Annotated in this window: 8 protein-coding genes; 4 read left to right on the top strand and 4 right to left on the bottom strand. The window is 66.4% G+C overall.

Annotated features, from left to right (window positions below; translation table 11 throughout):
* The first annotated feature begins 143 nt into the window (after positions 1-143).
* Positions 144-7,139 (top strand): apolipoprotein A-IV repeat region-like domain-containing protein, encoded by a 6,996-nt coding sequence (locus QMG84_RS14255; RefSeq protein ID WP_281928692.1) that lies wholly within the window; start codon positions 144-146, stop codon positions 7,137-7,139.
* Between the two features lie 264 nt (positions 7,140-7,403).
* Here the strand turns inward: QMG84_RS14255 and QMG84_RS14260 are convergent, their stop codons facing one another.
* Positions 7,404-8,924: an FAD-dependent oxidoreductase gene (locus QMG84_RS14260; protein WP_281928694.1), complete on the bottom strand. Its 1,521-nt coding sequence runs from the start codon at positions 8,922-8,924 to the stop codon at positions 7,404-7,406.
* Positions 8,925-9,265: 341 nt separating this feature from the next.
* Between QMG84_RS14260 and QMG84_RS14265 the strand changes: the two genes are divergently transcribed.
* Positions 9,266-10,759 carry an outer membrane beta-barrel protein gene (locus tag QMG84_RS14265; protein ID WP_281928696.1) on the top strand — a complete coding sequence of 498 codons (1,494 nt, stop codon included), beginning with the start codon at positions 9,266-9,268 and terminating at the stop codon, positions 10,757-10,759.
* A gap of 413 nt (positions 10,760-11,172) precedes the next feature.
* Here the strand turns inward: QMG84_RS14265 and QMG84_RS14270 are convergent, their stop codons facing one another.
* On the bottom strand, positions 11,173-12,156 hold the full coding sequence (locus QMG84_RS14270; protein WP_281928698.1) for an RgsD C-terminal domain-containing protein: 984 nt from the start codon (positions 12,154-12,156) through the stop codon (positions 11,173-11,175).
* A 20-nt stretch (positions 12,157-12,176) separates the two neighbouring features.
* The gene (locus QMG84_RS14275) at positions 12,177-12,851 is read right to left on the bottom strand and encodes an aldolase (RefSeq protein WP_281928700.1); all 675 of its coding nucleotides are present in this window, start codon (positions 12,849-12,851) and stop codon (positions 12,177-12,179) included.
* A 107-nt stretch (positions 12,852-12,958) separates the two neighbouring features.
* On the opposite strand from QMG84_RS14275, the gene QMG84_RS14280 reads away from it, so the two are divergent.
* Positions 12,959-14,215 carry a DUF2336 domain-containing protein gene (locus QMG84_RS14280; protein ID WP_281928701.1) on the top strand — a complete coding sequence of 419 codons (1,257 nt, stop codon included), beginning with the start codon at positions 12,959-12,961 and terminating at the stop codon, positions 14,213-14,215.
* A 229-nt stretch (positions 14,216-14,444) separates the two neighbouring features.
* Here QMG84_RS14280 and QMG84_RS14285 read toward each other — a convergent pair whose 3' ends face one another.
* The gene (locus QMG84_RS14285) at positions 14,445-15,197 is read right to left on the bottom strand and encodes a pyridoxine 5'-phosphate synthase (protein WP_281928703.1); all 753 of its coding nucleotides are present in this window, start codon (positions 15,195-15,197) and stop codon (positions 14,445-14,447) included.
* A gap of 219 nt (positions 15,198-15,416) precedes the next feature.
* Here QMG84_RS14285 and QMG84_RS14290 point away from each other — a divergent pair, with 219 nt between their 5' ends.
* Positions 15,417-17,033 (top strand): carboxylesterase/lipase family protein, encoded by a 1,617-nt coding sequence (locus tag QMG84_RS14290; RefSeq protein ID WP_281928705.1) that lies wholly within the window; start codon positions 15,417-15,419, stop codon positions 17,031-17,033.
* Positions 17,034-17,200 lie beyond the last annotated feature (167 nt).

A 17,200-nucleotide genomic window follows, 5' to 3' on the forward strand; every position in this document is an offset into this window, starting at 1 on the left:
TTAACGAAGTTTCGGATTACGCCTGCAGGCCGTGTTTCAATTGCTGGTGATGGGCTGTAATGTTTGGTTAATTCTTTTTGGCGCCCGGGCGATCGGGCGTGGCAGGGGGCGGCCGCCTCGGTGGCTGCTCGGAGAGACGGACGATGTCGAAATCGGGCAAGATTCAGGATGCGGCCGCCGCCGCTCTTTCCGCGATCGAGGAGGCGCTCGACCTGGGCGCGCCCCCGGCCGCGGAAAGCGCTGCGCCCAAGACGGCGGCGCCCAAGATTGAAACGCCCAGGATCGAAACGGCCAAGATCGACGCGAGGACGGAATCGGCCACGAGCGAGTACCGGCCTGCGACCGCCAGCGCCGCCGACATCGCCTTGGCCATGTCGTCGCGCAAGCCCGAGCGCAGCGAGCCGCCCAAGCCCTCGCCCGTTGCGCCCGCCATCGCGCCGGCCAATGACGACCGCCGCACAGTGGGCGAGTTGCGCGCCGCGCTGCAGATTCAGCCGAACCGCGGCATTCTGGCGATGACCTTCATGTCGATCGCGCTCTGGGCGGTTTGCTGGACTCTTTATGTCTATTTCCATCGCGGCGAGATACTCGACGCCGACGGCTCGTTCTTCGCGCCCAAGCCGCTTCTCACCATCGCAGCGCTTCTCGGGCCGACGATCTTCCTCTTCATCACCGGCCTCATGGCGCGCCGCGCCCATGAAATGCGGCTGATCGCCAATTCCATGACGGAAGTCGCCATCCGCCTGATCGAGCCCGAGACCATCGCCACCGAGCAAGTGGTGTCGCTGTCGCAGGCGATCCGTCGCGAGGCGGCGTCCATGGGCGACGGCATCGAGCGCGCTTTGGCGCGCGCCGGCGAGCTCGAAGTGATCGTGCGCACTGAGGTCACCAACCTCGAACGCTCCTACACCGAAAACGAGCGCCGCCTCCGCCAGCTCATCGACGAATTGACGCGCGAACGCGAAGCCATCGTCGTCAACGCCGACAACGCCCGCACCGCCCTTTTCGGCGCGCGCGATGCGCTTTCGCAGGAACTCGCCGCGACATCGGCGCATCTCGCCGAGGCGGTGAGCGACGCCGGCGCGCGCGTTACCTCCTCGCTCGGTTCGAAGGGCGAGGAAATCAAACTCGCGCTCGAGAATGCGGGCGACAATTTCGAATCGACGCTCGCCTCCCATGGCGACAGGGTCGTCGGCGTCCTGACCCAAACCGGCGACGTCGTCGCTCTCAAGATTGCAGGCGCTAGCGACGAGGTGACCCGGCGCTTCACCGAAGGCGTGGAAGACGTCGGCGTCAGGCTGCAAACGACGGGCGACGCGCTGGCGATCGATTTCGGCGCGCGCAGCGCGGCGCTTCTGGAGCGTTTCGAGGAGCTGGGCGTGCATTTCGCCGAGTCGATCGGCGATCAGGGCGACCGGCTGGCGATTCGTCTCGCCGAGAGCGGTTCGGCCATAGAGGAAACGATCCGCGTTCAGGGCGGCGCGCTCGACAAATCGCTGGCGGAGACCACTGAGCGTCTCACCTCCAACGTCTCGCAACAGGTCGACGAAGCGAGATCCACTTTCGAAGGCGCCGAAACCCGTCTGGTCGCCCTGCTGGAGGAAACCAACGCCAGGGCCCACGAGACCTTCGAGGAGCGCGGCAAGGCGCTCTACGACTCGCTGACGCAGAGCCTCGGCGAGACCGCGGCGACGCTCACAGAACAGGCCGAAACGCTGCAGCAGCGCTTCATCGGCGTCGCGGGCGACGCGGTTTCTGCGCTGGGCGCGCATAGCGACCGAGTGAACGAGACGCTCGCCGAGCGGCTCGAACATTTCGAGCGCATGGTGCTCGACCGCGGCGAGAAGATGATTGACCGCGTTTCCGAACGCGGCGGCCAGCTCGAAACAACGCTCGCCGAGCGGCTGGCGGCTTTCGAAGACGCCGTGGTGAAAAACAGCGCCGAGGCGGCGATGCGCGTCGCCGAGCATGGCGACCGCGTCAGCGCCGCCCTGAATGAGGGCCTCACGGTTTTCGAGGAGACCTTCACGCGCCAGGGCGACGAAATGACCGCCCGCATCGCCGAGCGCACGGAGCAAAACGCCGCTGCGCTTTCCGAGCGGCTCGCGGCGTTCGAAGAGGTCTTCGCCACGCGCGGCGACGAGCTTGCGTCCCATATCGCCGAACATGGCGACCGCGCTGCGAGCGCGTTGACGGCGCAGCTCGACGAATTCCAGGGCGCCATTGCCCGGGGCGCGGAAGACATGGCGGCCCGCGTCGCCGAACGCGCCGAATATGCGACCACGACTTTGTCGGATCGCCTTGCGGCCTTCGAGGCCGCCGTCGCCGAGCGCAGCGACGAGGCCGCCACGCGCCTCTCCGAGAATGGCGCGCGCGCCGCGGCGACGATCGCCGAGCAGCTCGCGAATTTCGAGACGGCGGTCGAGCTGCATGGCGAGGAGTTGACCTCGCGCGTTTCGCAGCATGGCGAGCGCTCGACGGCGGCGCTGGCCGAAAGACTTGCCGCTTTCCAGGAAGCGGTGGCGGCTCAGACCGAGTCAGTCGCCGCCCGCGTCACGGAGCATGGCGATCGCGCGCTCGGCAATCTGTCGGTCGGACTCGCCGCTTTCGAGGACGCCGTGCTCCAGCGTAGCGAAGCGATCGCCGCGCGTCTTGCGGAACAGGGCGGCCGCGCCTCCTCCGAGGTCGCCGAGCAGATCGCCGCCTTCGAGGCCGCCGTCGCCCATCATGGCGCGGATGTCGCCGCCCGCGTCGCCGAGCATGGCGAGCGCGCCACGACGATTCTCGTCGATCGCCTCGCCGCTTTCGAGGAAAGCGTCGCGCGCCGCACGCAGGATATTTCCGCTCTTGTGGCGCTGCATGGCGACAGCGCCAATGAGGAGCTTACCCGCCAGATCGCCGCTTTCCAGGAAACGGTCGAGCGCAGCCGCGAAGAGGCCACGGCGCTCGCCGCGGCGCATGGCGAGAAGGCGTCGTCGGAACTCAACCGCCAGATCGCCGCGCTGGAGGAGACGGTCGCCCGCAGCAGCGAGCAACTGGCCTCTCTCGTGTCCTCGCATGGCGACCTCGCAACGAGCGAGCTCGGACGGCAGATCGCCGCCTTCGAAGAGACCTTCGTCCGTCGGAGCGAAGAGGCCGCGGCGCGCGTCTCGGAACATGGCGACCGCGCGCTGAACAATCTATCGGTCGGCCTGGCGTCTCTGGAGGACGCGATACTGCGCCAGAGCGAGAATGTGACGGCCAGCGTCGCGCAGCATGGCGGCCAGGCCGCCGCCGCCATCACCGAAGGCCTCGCCGCCTTCGCGGAAGCCGTGACCCGCTTGAGCGGCGAAGCCGCCGCGCGCGTGGCTTCGAAGAGCGAGGAGGTCAGCTCGGCCTTCGCACAGGGGCTCGCCGCCTTCGACGACACATTCTTGCGCCAGGACGAGATCGCCCGCCGCGTGCTCGATCAAACCGCGGCGACAGGCGACAATCTCGCCGCGCAGTTGCAGGCCTTCGAGACGGCCGTGCAGCAGGCAAACGCCGAAACCGCCCGGCGCCTCGAAGAGGAAAGCGCCCGTATTTCCGGCACGCTCACGTCAGGCGTCGGCGCTTTTGAAGACACTGTGAAGCGCCATAGCGACAGCGTCTCCACGCTGGTGGCCGAACATGCCAAGCGCGTCGACGAATTGCTCATGGAGCGGATGAGCGCTTTGGAAAACGCCGGCGAGTTCCTGGCGCGAAGCATGGACGAAACGCGGGAGCGCGCGGTCGAGGCGTTCGAGGCCCATGGCGCCGCCTTGCGCGATAATTTGCAGCGTAGCGTCCAGGAGGCGACGACGGTTCTCGCTGAAAATACCGACGCGATACAGGAACGCTTCACGACGACCGCGAGCGACGCGGTTCTCGCCATCGCCGTGCAGGGCGAGCGCCTCAACGAAACGCTCGCCGAGCGCCTCGTGGCCTTCGAAAACTCGGTCCTCTCGCAAGGCCAGGAAGTCGTCGGCGCACTTGCCTCGCATAGCGAACAAATCGCCGCGACGCTCGGCGACCAGCTCGGTCAGTTCGAGAGCGCTTTGCTGCGCGACGGCGGCGTCCTTGCCGATCGCGTCGCCGATCATGCCGCTAAACTGAGCCAGGACGTCGCGGCGCGGCTGACGACCATCGAGGAAGTCATCGGGGCGCGCGGCGGCGAGTTGGTCGAACATCTCGCGGCGCGCGCTGAAGACGCCGACGCGCGCATCGGCGCGCAGACCGAACGCTTCGTCGCGAGTGTGGACGATCGCCTCAACGCCATCGACCAGACGATCGCCACGCAAGGCGGCGCGCTGGTCGATCGCCTCACGGCGCAGACCGATGCGTTCACCTCCCGTATCGGCGATAATTCGCGCCATTTCGCAGCGGAGATCGACGCGCGGCTGAGCGCCCTCGACGACGCCGTCTCCTTGCGCGGCGCCGCGCTCGTCGAGCAGATCGCCGCGCGGTCCAACGAGATGACGGCCCGCATCGGCGAGACCTCGCAGCAGCTCGCGCGGCAGATCGACGCCAAGCTCGGCGAGCTCGACCAGACGGTCAACGCCCAGGGCGGCGCTTTTGCCGACCGGATCGCCGAGCAGATCGACCAGTTCTCGGCGCGCATCGGCGACAACTCCCACCACTTCGCGACGGAGATCGACACGCGCCTGGAGACGATCGACGACGCTATTTCGGTGCGCGGCGGCAAGCTGCTCAGCGAATTGGACTCGACCACGGTCACGGCCTTCTCGCGGCTCAGCGAGCAGGTTGGCAAGCTCGCCGACGAGGTCACCTCCAAGCTCGACGCCATCGACAATGCGCTCGGCGAGAAAGGCGAGCAGCTCGTCGAGAAGCTCGGCGCGCGCGCCGAGAACATCGCCGCGACGATGTCGAGCAAGATCGAAGCCTTCGAGACCGTCAGCGACGCGCGCACCCGCGAGGCCGCCCAGCGCATCGAGGAACTCGTCAAGCATATGGACGCGGGCCTGGGCGTCGGCGGCCAAAAGCTGCAAGAATCGCTCGCCAATCATGCGCTCGAGATCGCCCGCGTGATGGGCGAAGGCGGCCGCGAGGTCGTCAGGACGCTCGACGAGAAGATCAAGGACGTCGATTCGACGCTCGTCGCGCGCTCCAGCGAGATGGCGCAGACGCTGTCCGCCAAGGCGTCGGAGATCAACGAGACGCTCGACGGCCGCGCCAAGGATCTGGCCAACACGCTCGACGGCCGCATCGAACTGTTCGAGAAGAATGTCGTCGCGCGTCTCGGGGCCGTGTCGTCCGAAATCGACGATCGCGGCCGCGAAGTCATCGAGTCGGTCACGTCGCGTCTGCAGGACATCAACCACACGCTGGCCGAAGCGCGCCGCGAGCTCGACACGACCATGCATGCGCGCACCGGCGACCTCGGCCAGGCGCTCGCAGAACGGGTCGGCGAGATCAGCGGCGCCCTCGATGAGCGGCTCACGCAGATTCAGACCGCGCTCGACACGCGCATGGCGCAGATCGAGACCACCTTCGGCGAACGCGGCGGCGCGGTGACGCAGGAGCTGGCGAGCGTCGGCGAATTGGTCGCCAAGACGATCGAGACGCGCGGCGCCGCCATCGTGCGCCACCTCGGCGACAAGCGCGAGGAGCTGACCCAGGCGATCGACCAATCGACGTCCTCGCTGACGGCGGCGCTCGACGCCGGCGCGGAGAGCTCGATCGGCGCCCTCGTCGCAATGAACGAGAAGATCCGCGCCGAGCTGCCGACCTTGCTCGACAAGCTCGGCCAGACCAACACGTCGCTGCACGCCATCATCGACAAGACGGGCGGCAATCTCGTCGCTCTCGAGCGCGAGCTCGGCGCCCGGGTCGGCGAATTCCAGCAGGCCGTCGAAGCCGTGTCCGACCAGGTTCGGCGGATGGGCGACGTGGCGGGCGGGACCGTCAACAATGCAAGCGATCTCGTCGACGCTTTGGGCGAACGCGAGCAGGCGCTGGCGCAGAGCACTGAGCGGCTCGCGCGGACCCAGCAGGCGCTCGACACCGCCTTCGACGCGCGTCAGCGGTCGCTGGAGAGCGTCATGTCCCTCGTCGAGCAGAAGCGAAGCGAGGTCGAGAATGTGATGGTGACCTTCGCGCAGAAGATGGAGCAGACCTTCGAGGCGATCGAAAACCGCTCGCAGGAGATCGGCGGCGCTTTGTCCGCCGCGACCAATGAGACGGCCAATCTCGTCGAGACGCGCTTCGCCAATCTGCGTTCCACCGCGGAAAGCCAGCGCACGGAGACCGAACAGGCGCTGCGCGCCGCCTTCGGCAACGCCAATGAGGAGATCAACCGCCTGTTCTCCGAAGCGAATGCGCGCTTCCAGTCGACGGCCGCCGACATCCGCAACCTGTCGCGCGAGATTCATCGCGAGCTGGAGGAGACGCGCGAGGAAGTGCGGCGCGGCGCCACCGAGCTGCCGCGCGAGACCGCCGAGCAGGCCGCGGCGCTCCGCCGCGTCGTCGGCGATCAGGTGAAGGCGCTGAACGAATTGACGGACATCGTCGCGCGTTCGGGCCGCGTCTATGACGTCGCCGAGCAGGCGCCCCCCGCCGGTCGACGGACATTCGAGCCGGCGCAACAGGCCGAAGCGCCGAAGCCGCGGCTCGCGGCGGCGCCCGCCCCCGCCCCGGCTCCCCGCACCGCCCAACCGGCGCGCGACGGGCAAGGCGGCTGGCTGACGGACCTCCTCGCCCGCGCATCGCGCGAGGAAGCGCCGCAAAAGCCCGCCGCCCCCGCCCAGACGGCTTCTCTACGGCCGACGCGCCAGCAGAACGGCGGCGCGCTCGACAGCCTCACGCTCGACATCGCGCGCATGGTCGACAGCGCAGCGGTCGCGGAGCTGTGGCGGCGCTATCAGCGCGGCGAGAAGGGCGGCCTGTTCGGGCGACGCCTCTACACCGCGCAAGGCCATCAGACCTTCGAGGAAATCCGTCGCCGCTACAGCGTTGATCCGGAGTTCCGCGCGACGGTGGATCATTATGTCCGCCACTTCGAGGAGCTTCTGGTGGAGACGAGCCGCGGCGACCGCGAAGGCGCCAAGGCGCTCGATCTGCTGACCGGCGACGCCGGCAAGGTCTACACCATGCTGGGCCACGCCGCCGGACGCTTCGACTAAAACGGCGCGGCGCGGGGAACAGCCCGCGCCAGCGTTTCCAAGCGGCCGGCTCGGTTGTCGACAAACGCCCGAGGCGGCCTCTTCCTTCGAGACGCGAGCTTCGCTCGCTCCTCAGGATGAGGCCTAAGTGTTTGGCGCAGATGCAGAAGCCCCTCATGCTGAGGAGCCTGCGCAGCAGGCGTCTCGAAGCAGGAGGGGCGTCATCGCCACTTTGCCCCCAGCGGCCATTCGCTCCAACTAATGGCCGCTTTTTTATTGCCCGCCCTAGCCGAGTGCTTTTTCGAAAGCCGCCTCGGCGCGCAGGCTGTCGAGATCGCGCCCCAGCGTCGCCACCGCGAGCTTGCGGGCGCCCCGCCAATAGGCGACGGCGCAATCGCCGGAGGCCGGATCGCCCGAGACCTCGCAACGGTCCCACTGCGGCGCATGGCCGACGTAGGAGATGGTCTGATCGTAATGCTGGCTCCAGAAGAAGGGCGCGGCGTCGAAACGCTCGTTGAAGCCCAGAATATTGCGGGCCGCGGTCTGCCCCTGGCGCTCGGCCACGACCCAATGCTCGACTCTGATGCGCTCACCCGTGATCCGATCTGGCCAGCGCGCAATATCGCCCGCCGCATAGACGCCCGGCGCGCTCGTCGCGAGATATTCGTCGACCAGCACGCCTTTATCCACGGCGAGCCCGGCCCGCTCGGCGAGCGAGAGGTTCGGCCGCACGCCGATGCCGATGACGACGAAGTCCGCGGCGACCGCAGCGCCGCTCTTCAGCGTCAACGCGCCGTCGCCGATCTCCGTCACCGTGTCCTCGAGATGGAAGACGACGCCATGCGACTCGTGCAGGCGCTGGATATGCGCGCCAAGCTCGGGGCCGAGGATGCGCGCCATAGGAACAGCCTCCGGCGCGATCACATCGACCGCAAGGCCGCGCGTGCGCAGCGACGCGGCGACCTCTAAGCCGATGAAGCTCGCCCCCACAACCGCAGCGCGGGATGCGCCGCCGCAAGCGGCGGCGATTCGGTCGGCGTCGGCGAGTTGGCGCAGGTAAAAGACATTGGGCCGGTCGGCGCCCGGAATGGGGAGGCGCACGGGGTCGGCGCCCGTCGCCAGCAGCAAGGCGTCGAAACCGACGCTGGAGCCGTCATCGAGTGTAAGCAGCTTTTGCGAAACATCGAGCGCCGTCGCCTGCCGTCCCAGATGCAGCACGACGCCATTGTCGTGATACCAGGCGGGTTCACGCAGCGGCAGCCATTCGGGCGGCGCCGACCCGGCGAGATAGTCCTTGGAGAGATTGGGCCGATCATAGGGCGCAAGTAAATCGGCGCCGATCATCTCCAGCGCGCCGTCATAGCCCTCCGCGCGCAGCCTATGGGCCGCCGCAAAGCCCGCCGCGCCAGCCCCTACGATGACGATTTTCTTGGGCGCGCGCGTTGGAGCGGGTTTGGTCATCGGGGCGGCTAATCGCTCGCGGGCGAAGATTTTGCCGTCGACCTCTTCCACCCGCCAGCGCGGCAGCGAATCGAAAGCCGGCGCGCGAATCGCTTCGCCGGTGCGCAGGCTGAAACAGGCATGGTGCCAGGGGCATCTGATCGTCTCGCCGACGACGAGCCCTTCGGCGAGCGGCCCATGATAATGCGTGCATTCGGCGCCGACGACGAAGACATCCGCCCCCTTGCGGACCATGATCGCAGCACCGCCGTCGATAGAGCCGGATAACGGGACGCCCTCATCGAGCGCGCTCAGCGCCACGCCCTTGGCGAAATCCGGCTGCTCTGGCTGTCCGCTTTCAGACATTTTGTGCCTCCCTTTTGCGCGGACCTGAACGTGGCCGCCCATAAGGGAAAGTGGGACGGCGAAGCAGGCCGGCAAGCGAGCCTTTGTAATCGCCTCGCCGAATCAATCATTAAGAAGCGCGTCTCGGCGTCGTCGAGGCCATTGCCGCAGCGACGCCGGTTAACAAAAGGCAAATTTCTCAAGATTGCAGTCCTGTCAAAATGTGACATCACAGCAACATATCCGGACAATCCGTCAGCTTTGCCTATTCATTAGGCAAATGCAATTTGGATAAGCTTGAACGAAGTCTTCGCCGGAGCTGATATTCATGCAGGTTTTTTATCCAGACCGGAGTTCCTGGCATGAAATGGTATAGTCTTCCCGTTGTGACTGCGGCGTCGCTCGCGGCCGGCATGGCCCTCGCGGCCGACCTGCCGAACAAGAAAGCGGCCGTAGTTCCCGCGCCGCCTCCGGCATGGCTCGATACGCTCACCATCGACGGTTATGTCGAGGGGGGCATCGCCATCAACTTCAACCAGCCCTACAACAAGCTGAACTGGGGCCATCTCTACACCGATCGCGCCAATTGGCCGACGTTCAACGGCGCTGTTCTGACCGTGCAGCGCCCGATCGACCCCAAAGCGACGTCCTATGACTTCGGCTTTAAAGTCCAAGCCCAGATCGGCGAGGACATGCGCTACAACCATACCATCGGCACGACCGATTACTGGATCCACGACCGCACGCAGTTCGGCTTCCTGGAGGCCAACGTCCAGGCGCATCTTCCCTGGACGAGCTACATTTCGCAGGGCGGCGTCGACGTAAAGGCCGGCATATTCCCGACGTATAACGGCGCCGAGGTGATGTATGCGAAGGACAACCTCTTCTACTCGCACTCGTACATCTTCAACTTCGGGCCCTTCCTTCACACCGGCTTGATGACCACGACGCATGTGCGCGATTGGCTCGATGTTTATGCGGGCGTCACCACGGGCGTGAACACCTTCATCGGCTGGCCGGGCGACAACAACAACTCGCCGTCCTTCCATGGCGGTTTCGGCCTCAACCTGCTCGACGGCAATCTGACCATCCTCGGCATTGTTCACCATGGCCCGGAAAACCCCGTGCAGCGTGGCAATCCCGCGATTGCCTTCGCGCCCCTCCCCGGCATGACGCCGCTCACCTGGCCGAACACGCCGATCGCCTGCGTCTGCGATCCGAATACGGCGAACCGCACCTACACCAACCTCACGACGACGTGGAAGGTGACGGAGAACCTCACGCTCATCACGGATATGGCGTATAATCGTGAAAGCGGCTGGAACCCGATTTCCACGGTTACCGGCATCCCGCAGAATCTCTACGGCAGCTTCGACACCCTCGCGGCCGGCGTGAATCCGGCGTGGCCGGGCCTCGCTGCGCTCCCGCAGAAGCCGCAGGGCGCCGAGTCCTACGCGATCGCGCAATATGCGTCCTACAAGGTCAATGACCTCCTCAAGATCAACGGCCGCATCGAATATTACCGCGACAATAAGAACTTCTTCGTCGCGGGCTTCCCCGGCTACTTCGACGCCGCGAACTTCCTCCACGGCTACCCCTGCTACTCCTGCCAGTTCGGGCCCGCCAATGTCGGCACCAGCTATCTGGCGCTCACCCTCGGCGCGACGATCACCCCGGAGCTGCCGAAGCTGCCGATCATCACCGGCTTGATCCTGCGTCCGGAATTCCGTTGGGACACCTCGGTCAACGGCACGCAGCCGTTCTTCCGGGGCCAGAACACCGGCAACGGGATCGCTCGCAGCTCCTCGCAGGGCATGTTCAACATGGACGTGATCATCCCCTTCTCGCTGCTCTGAGCGAGAGGCCTCCCCCGGCGCTCGTGAAGCGAGCGGCGGGGACACCAAAAAATCAGCCGGCGACCTTCGGTCGCCGGCCTTGTTTTTTGACAAATCTCCGCGGCGGCCTCGTCCTTCGAGACGCGAGCTATGGTCGCTCCTCAAAAGTGATTATCGTTTCCGTTTGAACAGCTCGGATCGCCATTTGTCATTCCCGGCGGACTGAAAGCCCAACCGGGAATCCAGAGCCACAAGAGCGTTGGTTTTGCCCAGAGCCCGTCATTGCGAGCAAAGCGAAGCAATCCAGGGCGGCGATGCGGCGCTGGATTGCTTCGTCGGCTCCGCCTCCTCGCAATGACGACGGTGGTTTCCTGTGTGTCCAAACTGCGCGAGCGTCGGGAATGGCGCCGAACCAATCGAGCGGACCTCGTTCGCTATTGCGGCCGCTCATCCTGCGGCGCGGCCTCTTCCTTCATGACGACCTCGACGTCGGCGTCCTTGGTCGACTGAACGCGGAAGGTGTTCTGATAGGTTTTACCGTCGTGCCGCGCGATGGCGACATATTCGCCTTCCGCCAGGACGAGCGAGGGAAAAGCGCCGATCAATTCGCGAATGACGTCGCCGCCCGGCGTCAGCACAGAAAAGCTGGTGTTGGCCAGCGCCTCGCCTCCCGGCGCCTTCACGAGCTTGAGGGTGATGGCGGCGGCGTGATGCTTGAGCGTCGCCTCGATCAGCTTGCCGGCGGGGACCTTCAGATCGGCAGTGACGACGGAGTTTGTCGTATTATTGCCGCCCTGCGCGCCCTGGCTCGTATCGAGCAGGGTCGAGACGATATGATAGGCCCCCTCGGGCAGGCAGATCACCTCGTCGCTTTTTGCGTTGGCGACCACCAGCTTGGCTTCTGCGTTTCCGCGCTCGGGCACATAGATCGAGATCGCCAGGCGCTGCGACGGAATCTTCGTCTCGCCGAGCATATCGACGAGCTTCAGGCCGCCGGCGTTGAGCGGCAGCCGCTCGGCGACGTTGTGGCCCTCCACGACGACGCGCCGCGTCGCGCCCGCCAGGCCATAGGCCGCATGCACGACATAGGCGCCGTCCGGCAGTGGCAGGGTCGGCGTCGCTTCGTCGGATTGCGCGATGAGCTTGTGGGAGCCGTCCGGCTGCGCCGCCTCCTCGAAGACGCGCCACACCATGCCGGAGCGGATCGTCTGCGAATCATTGGCGCCGAGCGTCGCGCTCAAGCGCAGCGTCGCTAAGCCTTCCGTATTCGCGGGCGCCGCCGGCGCCGGAGATTGCGACGGGGCCGATGGCGCGGGCGGGAGCTGCCCGCGCCGGGCAAGCGCCTGATCGGTCGCGGCCGGCAGGGCAAGCGCCACGGCGAGAATAGGGCCAATCCTGCGGAAGTCTCTCTTGCTCATCGCCCGTTCTATTGCGCCGATCATGGCCTTTTGTCGATTGCGCCCCCAAAGATCGCCTCGATCGCTGCGATCTCCGCCTCGGAAAAGGCGATGACGCCCGCAAACCCCTCGCGCCGGGCAGCCGCGAGCGCGCCCTCGCCTGACACTGGCGCCATATCGAGGGCGGAAACGCCCGCCGCCGCAGCGCCGAGAGCAAGAAGCGCCCGCGCCGCCGCCCGGGCCTGCGCGCCGCCCGGCAGCGCGCTCTCGTCCATCGCCAGCGCGGCAAGACGGCGCGAGGCGCCCTTGTAGCAGCCAAGCTGAAAGACGGCGGCCGGCGTCTGCGCAGCCAGCGCAACAATCGCCAGCGCGCCGGCCGGCAAGCCGGCCTCTGCCTCCCTGACAGAAAGCTTGACGGAAAGCCCCTGAACGTCGCCGCGCCCCTCGCAGCCTTCGAGGAAAACGCCGTCGAGGCCCGCGCATACGATTGCTTCGAGGTCGCCGTCGATCTCCCGGCTCTCTACAGGCGCGACTTGAACAAAGAGTCTCGGCCGCTCGCCGCGCATCCGCGCCGCCTCGACAAAGGCCCGCGCCCGCGCCCGCGCATCGTCGCGGGAATGCGCGCCGCCGAGGCGCAGCAGCAGCGCGGCAGCGCCGCATTCCAGCGCGCGCATTGGAAGCGGCCCATCGGCCGAGAGAATGAGCACAGAGCGCATTTGCCAAGATTTTTCAGAAGCGAGGCCGAGGTTTAAGCGAGAATTTACCATAAATCGCCATTGTTCGTTTACGTAAGCCGCTGCGTTAACGGAGGTCCGAGGCGTCCATGATCGTGCGTAATTTCCTGTCTTGGGCGCAGACGGCGAATGCGGCGCAGCGGGCCGAGGGCGCCGGGGCGCTGGCGCGGGCCTATCTCTACGGCGACATCGAGCCCCAGGAGCGGCGCGCGGCGGAAATCGCGCTGATGTCGCTTCTCGACGACCCCTCGCCGCTGGTGCGCCGCGCCCTCGCCGATAATCTCGCGAGCGCCGTCGACGCGCCCCACGCCATCGTCTCCGCGCTCGCCGCCGACCAGTCGGATATTGCCGCGCCGATTCTGTCACGCTCGCCGCTCCTCACCGAGGCCGAGCTGATCGACTGCGCCGCCATCGGCGACGCTTTCGCCCAGAGCGCCATCGCCTTGCGCGCCCGCGTGCCGGCCGGCGTCTGCGCGGCGCTGGCGGAAGTCGGCGCGCGCGAGGCGGCGATTTCGCTCGCGGTCAACCCCGGCGCCGACCTCCCGGAATTTTCCATGCGCCGCATGATCGAGCGCTTCGGCGACGACGCCGAAATGCGTGAAGCTTTGCTCGCCCGCCCCTGGCTGCCGGCGACAGTGAGGAACGACCTCGTCAAAGCCACAGCGGCGAGCCTTTCCGCCTTTGTCGTCGACTGCGGCTGGCTCACCCATGAGCGCGCCGAGCGCCTCTCTCGGGAGGAGCGCGACAAGGCCAATGTCATCATCGTCACGCAGACCGCCGAGCGCGACGGCCGTCAGGGCGTCCGCGATCTCGTCTCACATCTGCGCGCCTCGCAGCAGCTTACCGCCGGCCTTGTGCTGCGCGCGCTGCTCAGCGGCAATCGCGACCTCTTCGAGGCGGCGCTCGTTGAGCTTTCCGGCTTGCGCGAGGAAAAAGTCGCGGGGTTGCTGCGCGACTTCCGTGGCGCCGGCTTCGCCGCGCTCTACCTTCGCGCCGGGCTGCCGGAGAAATTCCTGCCGGCCTTCCGCGCCGCGCTCGAAGCCCAGCGCGAATACGCCGATATCCATGGCGGCGAGACGCGTCTCTCGCTCATGATGATCGAACGCGTGCTGACCGCCTGCGACGAAATCAACGGCGGCGAACTCGATCGGCTGATGGCGCTGCTGCGCCGCTTTGAGATGGAAGCGGCGCTCGACGACGCCCGGATGGAAGCCGCGCGCATCGCCGCCGAGGCGCAAGCGCCCGAGATTACGGCGCCCGCCGCCTTCTCCGGCGTGCCGGCCCGTTCGGCGCCGCTCATTGATCTCGTGGCGTTCGAAGCGGAGCTGATGCAGATCGCGGCGTGATCAATGCGCGCCTGAAGGCGCGCGGTCCGGGGCCGCGCGCTTGGACCGCGCGCCTTCAGGCGCGCCAGTTTGTTGGCCAACTCCCGAGGCGGCCTCGTCCTTCGAGACGCGAGCTTCGCTCGCTCCTCAGGATGAGGCCTAAGTGTTTGGCATAGATGCAGAAGCCCCTCATGCTGAGGAGCCTGCGCAGCAGGCGTCTCGAAGCACGAGGGGCGTCAACGCCACTCTGTCAGCAGCCCGCCCGCCCCTCGTCCATCGCCTCGCGCATCTGGCGGATCGCCTCGACCAGGCCCACAAATACCGCCTCGCCGATCAGGAAATGGCCGATATTGAGTTCGACCACCTGCGGCAGCGCGGAGACCTGCCGCGCGGTCTCGTAATCGAGGCCGTGACCGGCGTGGACTTCGAGCCCGCGCTCGCCCGCATAGGCCGCGGCGGCCGTCACCCGCGCAAACTCGCGCTCGGCCAGCGCCGCATCGCCGACCTCGACCGCATGGCACCAGGCGCCCGTATGCAGCTCCACGACCGGCGCCTTGATGGAGACGGAAGCGTCAATCGCCTCGATCGACGGCTCGACGAAGAGCGACACGCGAATGCCGCCGCGCGCGAGCTGGTCGACATAGGGAACGAGGTAATCATGCCCGCCGACGACGTCGAGCCCGCCCTCCGTCGTGCGCTCGGTGCGCTTCTCGGGCACGAGGCAGACGGCGTGCGGGGCGGTTGCGAGGGCGATGTCGAGCATCTGCCCGGTCGCCGCCATTTCGAAATTGAGCGGCTTGGAGATGGCCGCCTTCAGCCGCGCCATGTCGGCGTCGAGGATATGACGGCGATCTTCGCGCAGATGGGCGGTGATCCCATCGGCGCCGGCTTCGATCGCGAGCAAGGCCGCGCGCACGGGGTCGGGCCTGGGGCCGCCGCGCGCGTTGCGGATGGTGGCGACATGGTCGACGTTGATTCCGAGACGGAGGGGTTTGGCGCTCATGCGCTTTCATAGCGCAGGGATGGCGCGCTTGTCATTGGGGCGTGGGTGGAGCGCGACGCGCCGGAACAACCGCCCTCCAACTTTATAACCATGGGTCGCGCCGCTCGCCTGACAGCCGCTTTACAGCAGCCAGATAGCGACAACGTCAGCTTTACCGAATCTGCATCCTTTCAGCCTTGAATGCCGCGCAAGTCTCCAGACAATCAGCGGCAGGTCAGCATGAATTTTACCTTCGGTCGGCTTGCGAGCCTTATCGCTTTTTCACTCCTGGCCGCCGCGCCGGCTCCGCGCGCGCTCGCGGCACAACAAGACCCTGCGATCGTCAAAACCGATAAAGGAGGCGTGCGCGGCGTCGTGCATGACGGGCTGCGCGAATTCAAGGGAATCCCCTATGCCGCGCCGCCCACGGGCGAGCTGCGCTGGGCGATGCCGCAGCCGGCGCGCGCCTGGAGCGGAATTCTGGACGCGACCAAATATAAGAGCGCCTGCCCGCAGGCGGCGCGCTATGGCATCCCCGAAGCCAGCGACGACGAAGACTGCCTCTACGCCAATGTGACGGCGCCCTGGGCCGGAAAGGCCGACAAGCGCAAGCGCCCGGTCATCGTGTGGATTCACGGCGGCGCTTTTGTGGGCGGATCGAGCGCGCTTTATCCGCTCGATCATCTGGCGCGATCCGGCGACGCGGTCGTCGTGTCCTTCAATTACCGGCTCGGCGTCTTCGGCTTCATCGCCCATCCCGCCTTCGCACCGGATCACAACGGCGGATATGGGTTGGAGGATCAGCGCGCCGCGCTCCGTTGGGTGAAGCGCAATATCGCGGCCTTCGGCGGCGATCCGAATAATATCACCGTCGCCGGCGAATCCGCCGGCGGGGCGGGCGTCTGCATGCATCTTCTCGCGCCCGAAGAGACGACGGGCCTCTATAACAAGGCGATCGTTCAAAGCGCGGGCTGCGTCACGCCGCTCCCGACCGTCGCGGAAGGCAAGGAGATCGGCAAGAAGATGTCCGATCTCGTCGACTGCAAGGACGAGTCGACCGCCCTTGCCTGCCTTCGAAAGAAGCCCGTGAAGGATTTACTCGACGCCGGCGTGACGATCGCCGGCGGCAATATCGTGACCTTCCTGCCAGTCACCGGCACGAAGACTGTGCCCCTGCCAGGCGCCGAAGCGATCCCTCAAGGGAAATTCGTGCATGTGCCGGTGATAATGGGCGGCACGCGCGACGAGCTTCGCCTCTATGTCGCTTACGCAATTCAGGCGGGCCTATCCGTGACGAAAGACAATTACGTCGCTGAGCTCACGCAGACCTATGGCAAGAACGCAGACGCGATCGCCGCCAAATATCCGCTCGCCGACTACTCCTCGGCCCCTGCCGCTCTCGGCACGGTGTGGTCGGATTTCCGCCCGGATGTCGGCATCAACAATTGCATTTATCTCCAGACCGCGAAGCTTTTGAGAAAGTCCGTCCCCGTCTACGAGTTCGTTTTCGCCGACCGCAACGCGCCGGCCGTCACGACCAATCCGGGTTTCGAGATGGGCGCCGTGCACTCGTCGGAGCTGCCTTATCTCTTCCCGCATTTCGACAACACGCGCCAAGTCGCGGGGCCGGACCTCCAAGGCGGGTCGAAGCTGATCGCCGAGCAGATGACCGCCTATTGGACGAGCTTCGCAAAGACCGGCCGTCCGGTCGCGGGCAACGCGCCAACCTGGCCACTCTTCACCGCGGACAGCGACGTGATGCGCTTCGCGCCCGGCGAGACAGCACTTTTCGACGCGTCGAGCGCGCATAAATGCGGCTTCTGGAAATCACTCTATCCTTCGATCCTCACGCAGTAGACGCAGGCGGAATCAATCCATTTGGACCGCCCGCATCGGGCTCCTGTCATTCCCGGCGGGCCGAAGGCCCGACCGGGAATCCAGAGCCACAGAAGCGCTGCTTCTGCTCTGGATTCCCGATCGCTCGCTGCGCGAGCGTCGGGAATGACAGCGGCCAACTGAGTGGA

The organism is Methylocystis iwaonis (genome assembly GCF_027925385.1).
Lineage (GTDB): Bacteria > Pseudomonadota > Alphaproteobacteria > Rhizobiales > Beijerinckiaceae > Methylocystis > Methylocystis iwaonis.

Excerpts from the sequence above, each read along its gene's own strand:
- QMG84_RS14270 (WP_281928698.1), bottom strand. The coding sequence starts at position 12,156 with ATGAGCAAGAGAGACTTCCGCAGGATTGGCCCTATTCTCGCCGTGGCG.
- QMG84_RS14290 (WP_281928705.1), top strand. The coding sequence starts at position 15,417 with ATGAATTTTACCTTCGGTCGGCTTGCGAGCCTTATCGCTTTTTCACTC.
- QMG84_RS14285 (WP_281928703.1), bottom strand. The coding sequence starts at position 15,197 with ATGAGCGCCAAACCCCTCCGTCTCGGAATCAACGTCGACCATGTCGCC.
- QMG84_RS14260 (WP_281928694.1), bottom strand. The coding sequence starts at position 8,924 with ATGTCTGAAAGCGGACAGCCAGAGCAGCCGGATTTCGCCAAGGGCGTG.
- QMG84_RS14265 (WP_281928696.1), top strand. The coding sequence starts at position 9,266 with ATGAAATGGTATAGTCTTCCCGTTGTGACTGCGGCGTCGCTCGCGGCC.
- QMG84_RS14280 (WP_281928701.1), top strand. The coding sequence starts at position 12,959 with ATGATCGTGCGTAATTTCCTGTCTTGGGCGCAGACGGCGAATGCGGCG.
- QMG84_RS14275 (WP_281928700.1), bottom strand. The coding sequence starts at position 12,851 with ATGCGCTCTGTGCTCATTCTCTCGGCCGATGGGCCGCTTCCAATGCGC.
- QMG84_RS14255 (WP_281928692.1), top strand. The coding sequence starts at position 144 with ATGTCGAAATCGGGCAAGATTCAGGATGCGGCCGCCGCCGCTCTTTCC.